Genomic DNA, 17,512 nt, shown 5'->3' with positions numbered 1-17,512 from the left:
GATCAGCCCTCTACAAAAATCATCGCAGGCGTTTCCAGCAGGCTCTTCAGCTTCTGCACGAATACTGCCGCATCCCATCCATCGATAACGCGATGGTCGAAGCTGCACGACAGGTTCATCATTTTACGCGGTACAAATTGTGTGCCGTCCCACATAGGGCGCACGGCCATTTTGTTGATGCCGACAATTGCCACTTCGGGCCGGTTGATAATTGGCGTGGTTGCGATGGCGCCTAGTGGTCCCAATGATGTGATGGTTATAGTCGAGCCTGTCAGTTCTTCACGCATAGCTGTGCCGTTGCGCGCTGCATCCGTCACGCGGACAAGTTCCGATGCTGCGGTAAATACAGAAAGGCTTTCCGCGTGGCGAACTACCGGCACGATAAGGCCGCTTGGCGTCTGTGTGGCAATGCCCACATGCACACCGCCAAACTGACGAATAATGTCCGATTCATCATCGAAATGTGCGTTGAGCCCCGGCTGTTCTTTGACTGCCTTGACGATTGCGCGGATAACAAATGGCAGCAAGGTCAGGCGCGGACGCCCTTCCTTCTTCTCATTGTTAAGCCCCGTGCGAAGGTCTTCAAGCTGTGTCACATCCACTTCTTCAACGATAGTAATGTGCGGAATATGGCGTTTTGCTTCGGCCATACGCTCCGCAATCTTGCGCCTTAGGCCGATCACCTTGATCTCGTTGATTGTGGTGTCTGCAACATAACCCGAGACTGAAGGCGCAGCTCCGCTTTCAGTCTGGAAAAAGGCGTCCAGATCTTCATGCGTAATGCGCCCGGCAGGGCCGCTACCTTTGACACGTCTTAAATCAATGCCTGCGTCGCGTGCGCGCAACCTGACGGATGGTGTTGCTAGCGGTTTTTCACCTTCGGCCCGCACTGGCCCTGCTCCGGCAAAGGCCCGGCCTGAGGTTTCTTTTTTCTGTGGAACAGGTTTAGGTGGAACCGGCGTTTGCAAAAGCACGGGCGCTTCCGCGCTGGCTGGTTGCGGCTTAGGTGTTTCAGCAGGCGCGGCCGCTACGGGTTCTGGTGCTTCTGGCTTTTGTTCGCTGCTTCCCTCTTGTATTTCGAGACGAACCAGTTCTGAGCCAACAGCAATTTTCTCGCCGATTTCTCCATTCACTGCGATGACTTTGCCGCTGCGCGAAGAAGGTATTTCGACAGTGGCCTTATCGGTCATAACGGCAGCGAGCAGATCATCCTCCCGGACAATATCGCCAACCTTCACATGCCATTCGACAAGTTCAGCCTCTGCAACGCCTTCGCCAACATCAGGGAGCTTTATCGCAAAATGAGCCATTTAAGCCTCCATGATTGAAACGAGTGCACGACCAACACGATCTGGCCCCGGAAAATAGGCCCATTCCTGCGCGTGCGGGTAGGGTGTATCCCAGCCCGTCACGCGGATGATCGGTGCTTCGAGATGATAGAAACATTCGCGCTGCACGAGTGCCGCAAGCTCGGCGCCGTATCCGCAGGTCAATGTTGCTTCATGCACAATGACGCAACGTCCGGTCTTCCTAACGGAAGCCATAATTGTTTCCGTGTCGAGCGGAAGCAGGGTGCGCAGATCAATGACTTCCGCGTCGAGGCCGGTTTCTTCAGTCGCGGCTAATGCCACATGAACCATCGTACCATAGGCGAGAACAGTCACATCGCTGCCTTCACGTCGGATCGCGGCCTTGCCGAGCGGCACGGTATAGTAACCTTCTGGTACTTCGCCCAGCTCATGCTTTTTCCAAGAAGTGACGGGTTTGTCATGATGTCCGTCAAAAGGTCCGTTATAAAGGCGCTTGGGCTCAAACATGATGACGGGATCGGGATCTTCAATCGCTGCCAGCAGCAGGCCTTTGGCATCTGCGGGCGTTGAAGGCATCACGGTCTTCAGACCAGAAACATGAGTGAAAAGTGCTTCCGGACTTTGGCTGTGTGTCTGCCCACCATAAATGCCGCCTCCCGAAGGCATACGGATAACGATAGGGCAGGTAAACTCCCCCGCAGAACGATAGCGAAGGCGTGCCGCTTCTGAAACGATCTGGTCATAGGCAGGATAGACATAGTCCGCGAACTGCACTTCGATGCATGGACGCAAGCCGTAAGACGCCATGCCAATCGCGGTGCCGACAATGCCGAGCTCGCTGATTGGGGCATCGAAGCAGCGCTCCTTGCCGTATTTCTTCTGCAAACCGGCTGTGCAGCGGAAAACGCCACCGAAGTAACCAACGTCTTCGCCGAAAACGACGACTTTCTGGTCGCGCTCCATGGCAATGTCGTGGGCGTTCTGGATCGCCTCAATCATCGTTAACTTTGTCATGATTAGAACCCCGCCTCTTGACGCTGGCGAATAAGGTGCGGCGGTGTTTCTGCATAAACATCTTCAAACATGTCGCGCATTGACGGCTTGCGACCATCATGAAGCGTGCCGATAGCTTCTGCTTCGCGCTGTGCACTGACGACGAGATCCAGAATTTCCGCTTCCGCTTGTTTGTGTCGTTCGTTAGACCATACGCCACGCAGGATCAGGTGGTTTTTGAGCCGTAAGACGGGATCACCAAGAGGCCAGGCGTCGCTTTCTGCCTTTGGACGATAAGCGGAAGGGTCGTCAGACGTCGAATGCCCGCCAGCGCGATAGGTGACATATTCAATGATAGTCGGACCAAGATTGCGGCGTGCGCGTTCAATAGCCCATTTCGCAACCGCATGAACCGCAAGATAGTCGTTGCCATCAACGCGAAGTGACGGAATGCCAAAGCCATGTCCGCGCGCCGCAAAAGTGCCGGAACCACCGCGCGCGATGCCCTGAAATGTTGAGATTGCCCATTGATTGTTGACGATGTTCATCACCACCGGGGCTTTGTAGGTCGATGCAAAGACAAGTGCAGCGTGGAAATCACTTTCGGCTGTCGAGCCGTCACCAATCCATGCAGCTGCAATTTTAGTGTCATGGCTAATGGCTGAAGCCATCGCCCAGCCCACAGCCTGCGTGTATTGCGTGGCGAGATTTCCGGAAATGGTGAAGAAGCCATGCTCCTTGGAGGAATACATCACCGGCAATTGGCGGCCTTTAAGCGGGTCCTGCTCATTGGAGAAAATTTGGTTCATCATGGTAACGAGCGGGTAGTCGTCAGCGATGAGAAGCCCTGCCTGCCGATAAGTTGGGAAATTCATGTCGCCCTTGCGCAGCGCCTTTCGGAACGCGCAACTCACCGCCTCTTCACCCAGATGCTGCATATAGAACGAGGTTTTACCCTGTCGCTGCGCCATCATCATACGTGCATCGTAAGCACGCAGGATCATCATGTGGCGTAGACCGTCTTTGAGTTCATCATCGGTCAGGCTACCCGCCCAGGGGCCGACCGCCTCGCCTTCGCGGTTCAATACACGGATGATGCTGAAAGCCAGATCGCGCATGCCTTCTGGTTTTTCGTCTATCTCCGGACGTCTGACACTCCCTGCCCGCGGAATTTTAACGTGGGAGAAATCTGGGGCATCGCCGGGGCGCCACTCAGGTTCTGGGACATGCAGAGAAAGTACGACATCATCGCTCATGCAGGTGTTCCTCGTAAACTTGCACAAAATGTCGAACGGGAGAATTTGCGTTTTGTTCCGGCTGCGAGTTTCAACTACATCCGAGAGCCAATCCAGTTTAGATCAGCTTCATTTTCTCCCATGCGACGTGAAGCCGGTTTCCTCCTCCGATTTCACTTTAGTCAGGTTGGAACGGGTTTTGGAATAAAGCAAGATTATTCTTCAAAGATGTCAGGGTCTGGATTCCGACCGCGTTCTCAGCGAGCCGACCGAAGGCGTATGGCCCTTCCCGAAACAAGCTTATACGACTGTTTTTATATATGTTTTATATGGTAATATTTGATCTCAAGAACGCAACATTATTACTCATAATTGACGAAAACGTCAGTACCGCTCGGTACTATTGAAGTGCTTCCCAAGCCCTTAGAAGCAATAATGATCGTGGGATGAGGCATTTTGTCCACAGATGCGTCATGCCCGGTTTCGCTCAATCGGTGTCGTTACACGCAAAAGAAGCGGACCGTTTCCGGACCGCTTTTCTCAATTCAGTGATGGTTGTTGCCTTCACGTGCCAGATCGGCGGTCGGGTCACCGGCAAGGCGCTTTCGCGCCCTGTCATCCATCAATTCATACCACATGGCATTCAGAACTGCGAAAGCTGCAGCAAGCGGCAGGCCTAGAAGCCAAGAAAAATACCACATCTTGCTCTCCTTTCTTGATTGGGGTTATGCGGGCTGCAAGCGCCCGCAGATAGCTTAATAAGCGTGGTTGCTTTCATCTTCGATGTCGCGCTGCTCGACCTTACCCCACAAGACTTTGTAGACCCACGAAGTATAAGCGACGATGAGTGGCAGGAAGATGATCGTCACTACCAGCATGATGAAGAGGGTCATATGGCTCGATGATGCATCCCAAACTGTCAGGCTCGATCGTGGATCGACTGACGATGGCAGGATGAATGGGAACATCGACACACCGACCGATGAGATAATGCCGAAGATCGATAGTTGACCGATAAGCAATGGCGCCACTTCACGTTTGCTGCGGAAGAACACAAATAGGAGCAACGGTCCCAGAATGCCCAGCGCAGGCGCGATCAGCAAAACCGGATAATTCATGTAGTTGACGAACCAGGCACCCTGATCAAACTCTACAGCCTTGCGTAGTGGGTTGGAGGGTCCACCTGTAACGACTGCACTGGTGATCTTATAGCCGGAAACCCAATACCAGCTGATGACGCCGGCGATGACATAGAGAACGCTGGTGAGCAGTGCAGCGACGCTGCCATAGGCACGGGCTCGTGCTTGCACTACGCCCGTTGTCTTCAGAACAAGCCATGCGGAGCCGTGCATGATAAGCATGGTCAATGAAATTACACCGCAAAGAAGTGCGAACGGATTGAGCAAGCCGAAGAACGTTCCATCATAAAAAATCTGGAGATCGTCATTAAAGCGGAACGGCACGCCTTGAAGCACATTGCCGACGGCGACACCAAAGATCAAGGATGGCACGAAACCGCCGATGAACAATGCCCAGTCCCAACCTGTCCGCCAAGCCACACTGTCCCGCTTGGAGCGGAATTTGAAGCCGACAGGCCGCAGGATGAGGGCAAACAATATGGCAAACATCGCGAGATAGAATCCAGAGAAGGACACCGCATAAAGTGGTGGCCAAGCGGCGAAAATTGCGCCACCACCGAGGATCAACCATACCTGATTGCCTTCCCAGACCGGGCCGATGGTGTTGATGATGACACGGCGTTCAATGTCGGTTTTGCCGATAAACGGCAAAAGTGTACCAACACCAAGGTCGAAACCATCCATTGCGGCGAAGCCGATCAACAATACCCCAAGCAGCACCCACCAGATGATGCGCAGTGTTTCATAGTCCAACAAATCGCTGAGTATCATGATTCTTACTCCGCTGGCGCAATGCTTGCCGGGGCGAGCTTTGCTTCCGGTTTGCTGTCAGGTTCAGGTCCAGCTTTAATCGCGCGCAGCATCAGGCCCATCTCGATGATGAACAAAACCGTGTAGATCGCCACAAAGCCGACGATGGTGAAGAGAACCGTCGAAGCACCAAGATTGGAGACGGCGACTGCGGTTGGCAGAATGCCTTCAATAATCCATGGCTGTCGCCCGAACTCGGCAACAATCCAGCCCATTTCAGCTGCAATCCATGGAAGCGGAATGGCAAAGACTGCCACTTTCAGCAGGAACCGATGACGATCCAGGGCACGACGCGCCGAAAGCACGAAGAATGTGCCGGTCAGCAGGATCAGGAAGAATCCGATACCCACCATGATGCGGAATGCCCAGAACAGCGGTAGAACGCCGGGAACAGTATCGTTCGCTGCCTGCGTAATCTGTGCATCTGTTGCCTGACGTGGATCATCGACATAACGCTTCAACAGAAGCGCGTAGCCCATCCACTGGCTGTTATCGGCAAAGGTATCTTTCACCCCTTGCGACACTGCATCTGTATCGCCAGAAGCGCGGATCTGCTGCAACGCATCATAGGCAATAATACCCTTGCGGATATGGCCCTCAGCGTTTGCGACAAGCTGTTCAATGCCTTCAATCGGCGTCGTCAGCGAGCGTGTTCCAATCAGCCCCATAACCCAAGGAATATGCACGGCATAATGGGTTTCGCGAGATTCCTGGTCAGGGAAACCAAAAGCTGTGAACGAAGCCGGAGCTGGCTCGGTTTCCCACATGGCTTCTATTGCCGCGATTTTCATCTTTTGGTGTTCGTTGGCGAGATAACCGCTTTCGTCACCCAGAACGACGACAGAAAGTGATGCGGCAAGACCGAAGGATGCTGCAACTGTCATCGACCGCTTGGCGAGTTCGGTGGAACGGCCTTTCAGCAAATACCAGGCCGAGACACCAAGCACGAAAATCGAAGCGGTTACATAACCAGCCGAAACCGTATGCACGAATTTAGCCTGGGCAACCGGGTTCATCAGAACTGCGAAGAAATCGGTGATTTCCATGCGCATGGTTTCAGGGTTGAAGGCTGAACCAACCGGGTTTTGCATCCAGCCATTCGCGATAAGAATCCAAAGCGCCGAAAAATTGGAACCGGCGGCAACTGCATAAGTGGCCATAAGGTGGCCCACTTTGGACAGCTTATCCCAGCCGAAGAAGAACAGGCCAACGAAGGTCGCTTCAAGAAAGAAGGCCATCATGCCTTCAATTGCCAGAGGCGCTCCGAAAATGTCTCCGACATAATGGCTGTAATAGCTCCAGTTCATGCCGAACTGAAATTCCATCACAACGCCGGTCGCGACGCCCATAACGAAGTTAATACCAAACAGCGTACCCCAGAATTTCGTCATCTGCCGCCAGATGAGTCTTCCGGTCATAACATATACGGTTTCCATGATTGCAAGCAGCACGGACAGACCCAATGTCAGAGGTACGAAGAGGAAGTGATAAAGTGCCGTGATTGCAAACTGCAATCGCGACAGGGAGACAATATCGAATTCCATCTCTTTAAGCCGGCAAATCCGGCCCTCCTAATGTTACGAGCTGTCACTGATATGATACCAGCAAACAGCCCCCCTACTCAAATTTCACCTCAAGGAATTGAGGGTTTTGCCAAATGACGGCTCTCCTTTGTTCACGGATTGAACCAGCAGGCCTTGATCCAAAACAATCGCTCGATCACAAATCTGTGCCTCGCGCTGAATATGCGTTGCTATCAACAGGCTACGGCCCTTTGCCTGTTCGCTGAGGCGGCGAAGCACATCCTCAGCAGTTTCCTGATCAAGCCCTTCCGTGGGTTCATCCAGAAGCCACAGCGGAGCGTCGGTCAGAAACAGGCGAGCCAAAGCAAGGCGTCTGGCCTGACCGCCAGAAAGCCCCAGCCCCCCCTCTCCGAGAACTGTATCCAGCCCTTCGGCTTGGGTTTTCATAAAGACGCCAAGCCCTGCAGCTTCCAATGCGGCATTCAAATCAGCATCGGTGGCATCAGGTTTTGCGAGCTTGAGATTGTTTCGAAGACTGTCTTTGAAAAGCTCAGTGCGCTGTGTGAGAAGCCGTGCGGGAAGGACGTGTATCTCACCGCATTCAGCCCGGATTTCTCCCGCAAGCACGTTAAAGAGCGTGGATTTACCCGCCCCACTGGTTCCGATAAGAGCAACGCGTTCGCTTGCTGCTATATTCAGATTAACAGCGTTGAGCGCTTTCGTGCTGGAGCCCTCGTGACAGACCGTTACATTCTCCAGCCGAACCGCATCGCCCTCGGCAGGCAAGGATAGTGTTTGAATTTCATCCCTCGTGTGGAGTGCCGGGGCAACACGACGCGCAGCGAGTATAGTGCGGCCGAGTTCCATTGCGCCACGTCTTAGCGCTGCAAAGGGCTCCATCGCACCGAGGATTATCAACAGTCCAAGTGCTGCGACAGGCGCATTGATCAAGCCCGCCTGCATCAGCAAGCCAGTGCCAATCAAACCACCGGCAAGGAGCCCTGCATGAAGAATGCCTAGCCCTGCCCCGGTCGAAACTTCGATACGATTGAGTGTCCGGTCACTTGAGGCAATGTAATTATCGGCACGCATGATGATGGCGTTTTGATTATCCATGCGCCCCGCCATGACGAGTTCGGTTTGACCTGCTACCAGATCGACAGTTCGCGCACGCAGGGCTTCAGTTCCTTTGGCGCGTTGGCGCATCGGCTTTTCCGAACGTTTGGCAGCAACAAGTGGCAATCCAAGACCGACACAAAGCAACGTCAACGCGATGACCAATCCGAGAAGCGAATGCATGAGACCAAGCGCAATGCCAGCAATAAAGGCGGTTGCGAGCGCTGCCCCTGCCGGAACAAGTACACGTAGGTAAAGGGAGTCGAGTGCATCGATATCCGCTGTCAGCCTGAAAAGAAGCCGAGCGGGCCTTTTGAGCAAATTGCTGGCTGCGGCAGGCCGCGCCCATGCACGGAAAAGTTGTTCGCGGAGCGCTGCAAGAATTGCGAGCGTAGCATCATGCGTGACGAGGCGTTCAAGATAGCGCGCTCCAGTACGCAGAATGGCAAGCAGCCTAATGCCTGCAGCAGGTGCAAAGACATCAAACACGACCGCTGTTGCAACGCTAAGACCAGCAATCGCGGTGGCTGTGATGAACCAACCTGATAGGCCGAGCAATGCTATGCCTGCAAGAACCGTCGCGGTAGCAGCCGCTATGCCCGCAGAAAGTGCGGTCCCTTTTGTGCGGAAAAAGAGCTGAAAGATCGGGAGAAGTGATTTAAGACCGTTCATTCTGCTGCCCTCTTCTGCCAGAGCTGCGCATTCGCGCTCAAATCATCAAGACGGACGACCCGATCCATACGGCTAGCCAGTTTCTTGTCATGAGTGGAAATAATCAGCGTCTTGCCCTTCGCGACATTAATCAGACTGTTGGCGATGAGGCCTGCTGTTTCTAGGTCAAGATGCGCGGTTGGCTCATCGGCAAGAATAATGTCTGCATGATCATCGACGGCGATCCGTGCGACCGCTAATCGCAGCGCCTCGCCGCCTGAAAGGCCTGCGCCGTTTTCGCCGATAACTCCGGCGCCGGTGACACCCGCGACATGGCTCAGCGCCATCTGATCGATGATGGATGAAGTCTTCATACCATCAACATTGCGGCCCAAACTGATGTTATACCGGGCGCTGCCCGCAAAAATATGCGGCTTCTGACCTACCCAGCTCATTCGGCTACGAATTGCAGCAGCAGTTTCATCGCTCAAAGTTATGTTACCGACTCGTAGTTCGCCTTCTTGTGGTGCGGCCAGCCCTGCGATCAGGGCTAGTAAGGTCGATTTTCCGTAACCACTTGGCGCGAGAAGAGCTACATGCTCGCCCGCCTCGATATCAAGATTGAAACTGTTGAATATATCTGCGGAGCCTGCGGGATAACGAAACCGGACATTCCGTAACATCACCGAGGGTTCGTTTGCGACTTCGTCAACAGGATTGATACCGCCAATCAGTGGCATTTCATGCTTTGCAAGCTGTTGGAGGGCATCAATTGCCGCTTCGCCGGAAGCGCGGTCGTGCCAGACTGCCGAAAGATCACGCAAAGGCTCGAAAAATGCTGGCGAAAGCAGAAGAATGAACAAACCTTCCGCAAGTGTGAGCTTGTGCCCCCATGCGCCGAAATCCAGAGGGCCGAGCAGATGGAAACCGATATAGACGGCAACCATGGCGACACCCAAGGCAGCAAACAGTTCGAGGACTGCGGATGAGAGGAATGCGATGCGCAGAACGATCATCGTTTTGCGACGCAAAGTCTCGGCATTGTCGCGCAGACGTGTCGCAGTTGTATCCACAGCATGGAAACTGCGGATTGTTGCAAGGCCACGTAGCCGATCAAGCAGGAAGCCATTCATATCGCCTAAAGCGACGAGTTGTTTTTCGCTGGCAGCCTTTGCGCGCCAGCCAATGAGCGCCATGAAAATCGGGATCAGAGGTGCGGCAATGAGCAGAATGAGCGCCGCTGTCCATGAAAACCACAGGACAACTGCGAGTATCGCCAGTGGAACCAGCATCACGCGAATACGCACAGGAACAAAGCGGGAGAGATAGGGAACGACCATTTCGGCCTGCTCTGCCAATATGCTGGCGGCTTCGCCGGAAGATGGACGCGATGTATCAAGTGGAGAGCGTTTGGATAAGGCGATGACTGCCTTTTCGCGTAAACTGGTAAGCTCACTGCGAGCTGCGTCGAAAGCCTTGATTGCGCCGTTTCCATCAAGCAAGCTGCGTAAGCAGCCTATAAGAAACAATCCGGCAGCCAGAAGATAGATTGTGGCGTCAAAACCAGTGTCGGCCAAATAGCCTACGCCGTAGGCTAGAAGTGCGGCTTGTGGCAGCCATAAAAGTGCTGCCACTGCCTGAAACCAAGCCCCCACTTTGAGCAGAGTCGGAACTGGGCGTCGAGGCGGGCGATGTTTGTCGCCTGAAGTTTCACCACCTTGTTGTGCCGCTTTTTCCGTCCGGGGGGCAACGGGTTTCACTCTCGTTTAGGCTCCTTCTTGGCCGCTGTTCTTCCGCGCCCCAGAGCGACGATCCTGTCGGTCGTTTCCAGAAAGCGTGTAACCTTGGCGCCAAGCGCCAGAAGACTGGTCAATCTGTCGGTGTCGAGTTTCTTGACGTCGTCGTACCAGTTGGTGAGCCGCTCAATCATCGCATACATGTCCTTCATGCGATCTTGAGCATAACGGTCGCCGACGTCCTGAGGTTGTTCCATGAGAACTTCACGCAGGACCGACAAGGTCGGATCGATCTCGCGCTTCTTGCGCTCTTCAGCAAGCGTTCGCAAAATCACCCACACATCACCCGGCGTCGTGAAAAAGTCACGGCGATCGCCGGGGATATGCTTAAGCAACACCAGATTCCATCCCTGCAATTCGCGGATACCCATCGAGACGTTTGAGCGCGAAACACCTAGCGCATCAACAATATCATCCGCACACAGGGGTTCAGACGATAGATACAGCAACGCATAAATCTGCCCAACCGTGCGGTTGATGCCCCAGCGGCTGCCCATCTCTCCGAAGTGGAGAACAAACGACTGAACAATTGGCGATAATTCCAAGTTCTCTCTCCCGTAAATTCTGAAGTTTCAGAAAATACTGAAATTCAGATAATTCAAATGACATGAACCTTCAATCCGCATGTCTGGACGCAAGGCGCATATGGACAATTGGCCGCAGCTCTTAGCACTCCTCCAAATGCTTCAAGCCGATGCTTCCAACCATCACTTCTGGTCGGAAGATGAAGGGAGCTCTTTGCTGTCGTGCGTTTGGTCCCGATGAATCACCGCGCGGCTGAGCAACATGAGCGTTACCGGCGTTGTGATGACCACAAAGACGGTAATCAACACTTCATGCAGAATCGGTCTGGATTGCAAGATGGAGAAAAACATGATCGAAGCAATCAAGATTCCGCCTGCACCGAACGAGGAACCGATTGTTGGCGCATGAATGCGTTCATAAAAACTCTTAAAACGAACAAGACCAATACATCCGACGAGTGTCAGGAAAGAACCAGCGACAAGAAAAAATGAAATAATGATTGCAGCCCAGACGGGCAGATCAGCGGCTCCGATCATTCGATCACCTCCCCGCGCATCAGGAATTTGGCAAGAGCGACCGTTGCAACAAATCCGAGTAGCGAAATAATCAGCGCGGCTTCAAAATAGATAACGCTGCCAGTCCGCATACCAAATGTGAGCAGAAGAAGAAGAGCATTGAGATAAAGCGCGTCGGTAGCAAGCACGCGGTCCTGCGCACGCGGACCTATAAGCAGGCGGTAGACAGCACAGCCCATTGCTCCAATCAGCATCACTTGTGCTGCGAGCAGCGACCAGAAAAGAATTACTGCGCTCATGCTGATTGCTCCTCTTTTACGACGTCTCTTGCTCCGAATACGCGAATAAGTGGCCGCTCATAACGTTGCTTGATCGTTGTTCGCCAAGCCTTTGCATCTTCCAGATCCAAAACATGAATCGTCAAAGCTTTACGTGCGACGTTGTAATCGACCCAAGCAGTGCCAGGCGTGGTCGTGATAATGCATGCAAGCACTGCAAGCGCAGTTCTGTTCTCCAGATCGAGCGGAATTACAACGAAGCCTGGATGACGCTCCTTTCGTGGTGACAAGATCAGTTTCACTACGGCAAGGTTCGATGTGAGAATATCGAGGCTGACAGCACCAAACAGCCAGATCATGGTTGGTATGGACCGCAAGTGGTTCTTCTGTGGCTGAAGTGCTGTCATGGCATGACAGGAAAGAAGAGCAACTAAGACGCCAAGAATTAGCTGCGCGCGTGTAAACCCGTTCAACAGAAGCCAAAAGAGGATCAGTGAAACGAAAAGCAGCGGGAAAGGTAGAATTTTTCTCATTTTACCTCCACTTTCTCACGGCCCACACGAGGTGCATTCAGGACGCTATCGATATAATCCTTTGGACTATGCAACGATCGGGCGGTTGCATCCATATATTGCATGGCTGGGCCAGCTGCGATTGTGAGCGCTAAACACGCGGCCAGAAGACCTGCTATTGGCACAACTTCGCGAACGAGAACGCGCGGGACATTACCCTCAAGTGACGCCCAGAAGGTGCGTATGCCGGTACGGGTCATCGCAATCAAAGCCGACAGACCAGATAGAAGAATAAGCGCGATTAGCGCCCAGCTTGCCGGGCTGACAGGCATTGCCAGTGTTGGGGCTGTTCCGTCGCCGTTGAACACGGCTGCGAGTATGAGGAACTTGGCAATAAAACCAGAGAATGGCGGCAGGCCGATCAGCAGAATTGCCACGATGGCAAAACAAGTTCCGAGGATAGCAAGCGTTGCAGGCAGGACCACGCCAACTTCCTCTTCATCGTCCTCTTCTTCATCGTCGCCATAGGCTTCCATAGTAACAGCGAGAACGTTGGCAGCCGCATCCTGTCCGCGTTCGACCAGTTCGATCAGCAGGAAGAATGCTGCAATCGTCAATGTTGAGCTGACCATGTAAAACAGTGCAGCGCCGGTCATAGCGGTATTGCCGCTGCCAATAGCAGCCAGCAGCGTCCCTGAAGAGACCAGAATGCTATAGCTTGCAAGACGTCCCATGGCCTGCGAAGCTACAACGCCGATCAGACCAAAGGCCAGTGTGATCATGCCGCCGTAATAAAGCCAGTCACTGCCGAAACCGTATGAGTCCCCTGCTCCGATACCGAACATGAGCGGCGAAAGACGCAGTAGGACATAAATGCCCACCTTACTCATAATGGCAAAAATAGCAGCGATTGGAGCAGCCGCAGCCGTGTATGCGGGGACAAGCCAGAAATTGAGTGGCCACATACCCGCCTTCACCAGGAAGGCAACGGCAAGGATGGCAGCGCCTGCCTCCAACAGCATACGATCTTCTGGCGTAACCTGTGCAACCTTCTGCGCAAGGTCGGCCATATTCAGCGTTCCGGTGACACCATAAATCAGACTGACGCCGATCAGGAACAATGACGATGCAACCAGATTGACGGCAATATAATGCATACCGGCTTTCACGCGTGCAGGACCAGAGCCATGCAACGCCAACCCATAGGACGCTGCCAGCATGACTTCGAAGAAGACGAACAGGTTGAATAGATCGCCTGTCAGGAAGGCGCCGTTCAGACCCATCAGCAATAGCTGGAAAATCGTATGGAAATTCGGACTGGCCTTGTACCAATGCGCTAGTGCAAAACTGAGTGCGGCCATGGCAAGCACACTTGTCAACACCAGCATCAGCGCAGCAAGCCTGTCAAGAACGAGTACAATGCCAAATGGAGCTGGCCAGTTACCGATCAGATAAACATCGGCTGCCGGCGCTTTATCGCTTGCAACGCCCAGCAATGTGATAGCGATGGCAATCAGACCTATTATTGAGATCGAGTTGATGGCCATCTTCAGCTTGCGCTTGCGTTCGTCGAACATCAGCAGCAATGCGGCCGTTACCAGTGGCAGGAGAATGGGAGCGACGATGAGGTGTGATTTCCAATCCATCATCAATTCTCCTTGCCGTCGACATGGTCGGTACGTGTCATTCCGCGCGATGCGAGCAAAACGACAAGGAAAAGTGCGGTCATTGCAAAGCCGATTACGATAGCAGTCAACACCAGTGCTTGTGGCACCGGGTCTGTATATTGAGCTGCCTGAACATTGATACCGGAGTCAAGCACTGGTGGCGCATTGGTCCGTAAGCGGCCCATCGAAAAGATGAAAAGATTGACCGCATAGGATACGAGCGCCAGACCTATGGCCACCTGGAATGTACGTGGACGCAGAATAAGCCAAACGCCTGAGGACATAAGAACGCCGATTGCTATAGCGAGAACAAGTTCCATCAGTTCTCCTCCTTCGCAGCGGCTAGTTTTTCGACACGGTGTTTACGGATGGATTGGTGAGCCAGCGCGATCAACATCAGTACTGTGGCACCCACAACCAGAGCAAATACCCCGATATCAAACAGAAGTGCACTCGCAATCGGCATTTTCCCGATATTTGGAATGTCGGCATACTGGAAATAAGATGTCAGGAACGGGTAACCGAATATCCATGCTCCCGCTCCTGTCGCGGCAGAAACAAGTAAACCCATGCCGATCCAGCGTACCGGCAGGATACGTAGGTGATCTTCCACCCAGCGCGTACCAGCCGCAAGATATTGCAGGATAAACGCGATTGCCAAAGTTATACCCGCAGCAAACCCGCCACCCGGCAGATCATGACCACGCATGATCAGATGAACTGCAAGCACTATAATGACCGGGAAAAGCCACTGCATGATTACTGACGGCACTGCAAGATAATCGGTGAGCGTTTCGCCCTTCTCGCGGTCTTCCATCGCCTCATCATATGCATCTTGAATCTTCTGTTGTGCGGTTGAACCCGTGCTGTCCGGTGCAGGGCGGAAACGACGCAGCAATGCAAAGATGGTGAGACCCACAATACCGAGAACGGCAATTTCACCAAAAGTATCAAAGGCGCGGAAATCAACCAGAGTAACGTTGACCACGTTCTTGCCGCCACCGCCTGAATAGGCGTTCTGTAAGAAATAATCACCGATACTCAAGGGCGATGGGCGGGTCATCATTGCATAGGAAATGATGAACACACCAACCCCGCTGCCAATCGCCAACGCAAAGTCACGATAGCGGCGTAGACGCGGACCAAACTTGACGGGGATCGGATCTGGATCTTCCCAACGCTTTGGCAGCCAGCGAAGCCCAAGCAGAAGAAGAACTGTCGTGACGATTTCTACGAGCAGCTGCGTGACCGCAAGATCCGGCGCAGAAAGCCAGACGAAGGTGATGCAGGTTATCAGCCCAGCGCCGCCGAGGAGTATAAGTGCGGCCAGGCGATGATACTTTGCCTGATAGGCCGCGCCAATCGCGCAGGCCCCACCCAATATCCATAGACCTGCGAAGATTGGGTCGACAGGTTGAGTACCCAGCATTCCGGAATGGATACCGTCTTCGAGAATTGGCCACGCGGCTGCGACCAGTGCAACAGCAACAACAATACGCAGTTGCGGCTGCAGACGTCTTGTACTGAAGAAGCTTTCAGCCTTACGGGCCCAGTTCCACGAAAGCGTCACAAGCACGCGTTCGAAAATACGCTGTCCCTGCAAGTGGCGAAACAATGGAGGACCATCTTCACTTGTCGCAAGATAATTCTTCAACGCCCAGAACACGATGATACCGCCGATCATCGCAACAAAGCTCATCATCAATGGCAGGTTGAAGCCATGCCAGACCGAAAGACTATATTGCGGTGTAGCATCGCCAAGCACGGATAGAACGGCTGAGTGTAAAAACGGGCCGATAGACAGTGCTGGAATGATGCCAATCAACAGGCAAAGCAGAACCAGCAATTCGATTGGGCGGCGCATCCAATGCGGCGGCTCATGCGGTTCTTTTGGCAAGTCGTGGGGCGGTGGCCCAAAGAAGGTCGAATAGATGAAGCGGATCGAATAGGCGACTGTGAAAATGCCCGCCACTGTTGCAACGTAAGGCGTGATCGTGTCGAGCCACGAAGCCATGTGTGTTTCAACGGCTTCGGCGAAAAACATTTCCTTAGAAATAAAGCCATTAAGCAATGGAACGCCGGCCATCGACGCACTGGCTACCATTGCCAGTGTGGCCGTATAGGGCATCGCTCGAGCGAGACCACTAAGCTTTCGCATGTCGCGCGTGCCGGTTTCATGATCGATAATGCCAGCCGCCATGAATAGCGATGCTTTAAAGATCGCATGGTTGACCATGTGGAAGATTGCAGCCACAGCAGCAAGCGGACTACCAAGGCTCAAAAGCGCTGTAATGAGACCAAGATTGCTGATGGTCGAATAGGCAAGCAAACCTTTGAGATCCTGCTGAAATACAGCGAAGAAGCTCGCGATCAACAACGTGGTCAAGCCAGCTAGACCCAGAATCCAAAACCATTCTTCAGTGCCAGCAAAAACCGGCCACAAACGCGCAAGCAGGAATACACCTGCTTTCACCATTGTCGCGGAATGCAGATAGGCCGAAACTGGCGTTGGGGCGGCCATCGCATTTGGCAGCCAGAAATGGAACGGGAACTGCGCGCTTTTTGTGAATGCGGCCAGGAGTATGAGAACAAGTGCAACCACATAAAGCGGGTGCGTGCGAACAACATTTCCGGCTTCAAGAACCTTGTCTAGATCGTAGCTTCCAACGATATGACCTAACAGCAGCACGCCTGCGAGCAGACAGAAGCCGCCGATCCCTGTAACGGTGAGTGCCATACGTGCACCATCGCGGGCACTGGCATTCTGATACCAGTAGCCGATGAGCAGGAATGAGAAAATACTTGTCAGTTCCCAGAAGACTGCGAGAAGAATGATATTACCCGAAAGCACCACGCCGAGCATCGCGCCCATAAAGGATAGCAGGAAAGAAAAGAAACGCGGGACCGGGTCTTCCGGCGACATATAATAGCGTGCGTAAATGACGACAAGCAAGCCAATGCCGGTAATCAACATGGCAAAGAGCCATGCAAATCCATCCATTCGCAACGTGATGTTGAGGCCGTAAGCAGGAAGCCACTCGATCGTGCCTCGAATGACCCCTCCATCTGAAACGATAGGATAAAGGCTCGCCGTTATGACGAATGCAACCATCGCGATCGCTGCGGTGAACCAAGCTGATCCTGTACGATCAACGCCTCTGAATAGACCTGTTATAGCGCTGCCAAGAAAGGGAAGAAGGACTAGCAAAAAAAGCATTCTGCCGTCCATCGTCATACGCTAAAGGCCTCCTAGCCGAATTCTTGGGTTGATCCGAAGCCGGCACCGCTCAAGAAAACAGCAACAGAAACGCTCCGGAAGTTGTCCGAGTGGAATCATATATTCCGATGTCATTATTATGACGGGCTAGCGGCTATTATGGCAATAGCTTTCAATGGCTTATCGCAATGATTTGAATCATTTTAGTCTGCAAACAGCCAAGAA

15 protein-coding genes are annotated in these 17,512 nt (G+C 53.2%); all 15 read right to left on the bottom strand.

Annotated features, from left to right (window positions below; all coding sequences use genetic code 11):
* Window positions 1-2: 2 nt before the first annotated feature.
* Window positions 3-1,310 carry a dihydrolipoamide acetyltransferase family protein gene (locus tag QSJ70_RS05380; RefSeq protein ID WP_215778874.1) on the bottom strand — a complete coding sequence of 436 codons (1,308 nt, stop codon included), beginning with the start codon at window positions 1,308-1,310 and terminating at the stop codon, window positions 3-5.
* Window positions 1,311-2,324, bottom strand: coding sequence for an alpha-ketoacid dehydrogenase subunit beta (locus QSJ70_RS05375; protein WP_215778876.1), 1,014 nt, complete (start codon window positions 2,322-2,324; stop codon window positions 1,311-1,313).
* A 2-nt stretch (window positions 2,325-2,326) separates the two neighbouring features.
* A complete protein-coding gene (locus tag QSJ70_RS05370; RefSeq protein WP_215778877.1) occupies window positions 2,327-3,559 on the bottom strand; it encodes a 3-methyl-2-oxobutanoate dehydrogenase (2-methylpropanoyl-transferring) subunit alpha in 1,233 nt (410 codons plus the stop codon).
* A 524-nt stretch (window positions 3,560-4,083) separates the two neighbouring features.
* On the bottom strand, window positions 4,084-4,239 hold the full coding sequence (gene cydX, locus QSJ70_RS05365; protein ID WP_215778879.1) for a cytochrome bd-I oxidase subunit CydX: 156 nt from the start codon (window positions 4,237-4,239) through the stop codon (window positions 4,084-4,086).
* 54 nt (window positions 4,240-4,293) lie between these two features.
* Entirely contained in the window at window positions 4,294-5,448 is a 1,155-nt protein-coding gene (gene cydB, locus QSJ70_RS05360; RefSeq protein ID WP_215778881.1) for a cytochrome d ubiquinol oxidase subunit II, read from the bottom strand.
* 5 nt (window positions 5,449-5,453) lie between these two features.
* Window positions 5,454-7,031: a cytochrome ubiquinol oxidase subunit I gene (locus QSJ70_RS05355; protein ID WP_285535072.1), complete on the bottom strand. Its 1,578-nt coding sequence runs from the start codon at window positions 7,029-7,031 to the stop codon at window positions 5,454-5,456.
* Window positions 7,032-7,115: 84 nt separating this feature from the next.
* On the bottom strand, window positions 7,116-8,798 hold the full coding sequence (cydC, locus tag QSJ70_RS05350; RefSeq protein ID WP_285535071.1) for a thiol reductant ABC exporter subunit CydC: 1,683 nt from the start codon (window positions 8,796-8,798) through the stop codon (window positions 7,116-7,118).
* Window positions 8,795-10,537: a thiol reductant ABC exporter subunit CydD gene (cydD, locus tag QSJ70_RS05345; RefSeq protein ID WP_285535070.1), complete on the bottom strand. Its 1,743-nt coding sequence runs from the start codon at window positions 10,535-10,537 to the stop codon at window positions 8,795-8,797. The genes cydC and cydD overlap by 4 nt, the downstream gene beginning before the upstream one ends.
* On the bottom strand, window positions 10,534-11,118 hold the full coding sequence (locus tag QSJ70_RS05340) for a GbsR/MarR family transcriptional regulator (protein WP_285535069.1): 585 nt from the start codon (window positions 11,116-11,118) through the stop codon (window positions 10,534-10,536). The genes cydD and QSJ70_RS05340 overlap by 4 nt, the downstream gene beginning before the upstream one ends.
* A 162-nt stretch (window positions 11,119-11,280) precedes the next feature.
* Window positions 11,281-11,634, bottom strand: coding sequence for a monovalent cation/H(+) antiporter subunit G (mnhG, locus tag QSJ70_RS05335; RefSeq protein ID WP_215778889.1), 354 nt, complete (start codon window positions 11,632-11,634; stop codon window positions 11,281-11,283).
* On the bottom strand, window positions 11,631-11,912 hold the full coding sequence (locus tag QSJ70_RS05330; protein ID WP_215778890.1) for a K+/H+ antiporter subunit F: 282 nt from the start codon (window positions 11,910-11,912) through the stop codon (window positions 11,631-11,633). The genes mnhG and QSJ70_RS05330 overlap by 4 nt, the downstream gene beginning before the upstream one ends.
* Window positions 11,909-12,424: a Na+/H+ antiporter subunit E gene (locus QSJ70_RS05325; RefSeq protein WP_215778892.1), complete on the bottom strand. Its 516-nt coding sequence runs from the start codon at window positions 12,422-12,424 to the stop codon at window positions 11,909-11,911. Before QSJ70_RS05325 ends, QSJ70_RS05330 begins: the two co-directional genes overlap by 4 nt.
* The gene (locus QSJ70_RS05320) at window positions 12,421-14,049 is read right to left on the bottom strand and encodes a monovalent cation/H+ antiporter subunit D (protein WP_285535100.1); all 1,629 of its coding nucleotides are present in this window, start codon (window positions 14,047-14,049) and stop codon (window positions 12,421-12,423) included. The genes QSJ70_RS05325 and QSJ70_RS05320 overlap by 4 nt, the downstream gene beginning before the upstream one ends.
* Window positions 14,050-14,051: 2 nt before the next feature.
* Window positions 14,052-14,390 (bottom strand): Na+/H+ antiporter subunit C, encoded by a 339-nt coding sequence (locus QSJ70_RS05315; RefSeq protein ID WP_007879195.1) that lies wholly within the window; start codon window positions 14,388-14,390, stop codon window positions 14,052-14,054.
* A complete protein-coding gene (locus QSJ70_RS05310; protein WP_215778893.1) occupies window positions 14,390-17,305 on the bottom strand; it encodes a monovalent cation/H+ antiporter subunit A in 2,916 nt (971 codons plus the stop codon). Before QSJ70_RS05310 ends, QSJ70_RS05315 begins: the two co-directional genes overlap by 1 nt.
* Window positions 17,306-17,512 lie beyond the last annotated feature (207 nt).

Source organism: Brucella sp. NBRC 12950, assembly GCF_030268145.1.
In the GTDB taxonomy this organism is placed as follows: Bacteria; Pseudomonadota; Alphaproteobacteria; order Rhizobiales; family Rhizobiaceae; genus Brucella.
This window is presented reverse-complemented; position numbering and strand designations above follow the sequence as displayed.

Bases quoted from the DNA above. Each gene is read 5' to 3' on its own strand.
- QSJ70_RS05380 (WP_215778874.1), bottom strand. From the start codon at position 1,310: ATGGCTCATTTTGCGATAAAGCTCCCTGATGTTGGCGAAGGCGTTGCA.
- QSJ70_RS05375 (WP_215778876.1), bottom strand. From the start codon at position 2,324: ATGACAAAGTTAACGATGATTGAGGCGATCCAGAACGCCCACGACATT.
- QSJ70_RS05370 (WP_215778877.1), bottom strand. From the start codon at position 3,559: ATGAGCGATGATGTCGTACTTTCTCTGCATGTCCCAGAACCTGAGTGG.
- cydX (WP_215778879.1), bottom strand. From the start codon at position 4,239: ATGTGGTATTTTTCTTGGCTTCTAGGCCTGCCGCTTGCTGCAGCTTTC.
- cydB (WP_215778881.1), bottom strand. From the start codon at position 5,448: ATGATACTCAGCGATTTGTTGGACTATGAAACACTGCGCATCATCTGG.
- QSJ70_RS05355 (WP_285535072.1), bottom strand. From the start codon at position 7,031: ATGGAATTCGATATTGTCTCCCTGTCGCGATTGCAGTTTGCAATCACG.
- cydC (WP_285535071.1), bottom strand. From the start codon at position 8,798: ATGAACGGTCTTAAATCACTTCTCCCGATCTTTCAGCTCTTTTTCCGC.
- mnhG (WP_215778889.1), bottom strand. From the start codon at position 11,634: ATGATCGGAGCCGCTGATCTGCCCGTCTGGGCTGCAATCATTATTTCA.
- QSJ70_RS05330 (WP_215778890.1), bottom strand. From the start codon at position 11,912: ATGAGCGCAGTAATTCTTTTCTGGTCGCTGCTCGCAGCACAAGTGATG.
- QSJ70_RS05325 (WP_215778892.1), bottom strand. From the start codon at position 12,424: ATGAGAAAAATTCTACCTTTCCCGCTGCTTTTCGTTTCACTGATCCTC.
- QSJ70_RS05320 (WP_285535100.1), bottom strand. From the start codon at position 14,049: ATGGATTGGAAATCACACCTCATCGTCGCTCCCATTCTCCTGCCACTG.
- QSJ70_RS05315 (WP_007879195.1), bottom strand. From the start codon at position 14,390: ATGGAACTTGTTCTCGCTATAGCAATCGGCGTTCTTATGTCCTCAGGC.
- QSJ70_RS05310 (WP_215778893.1), bottom strand. From the start codon at position 17,305: ATGACGATGGACGGCAGAATGCTTTTTTTGCTAGTCCTTCTTCCCTTT.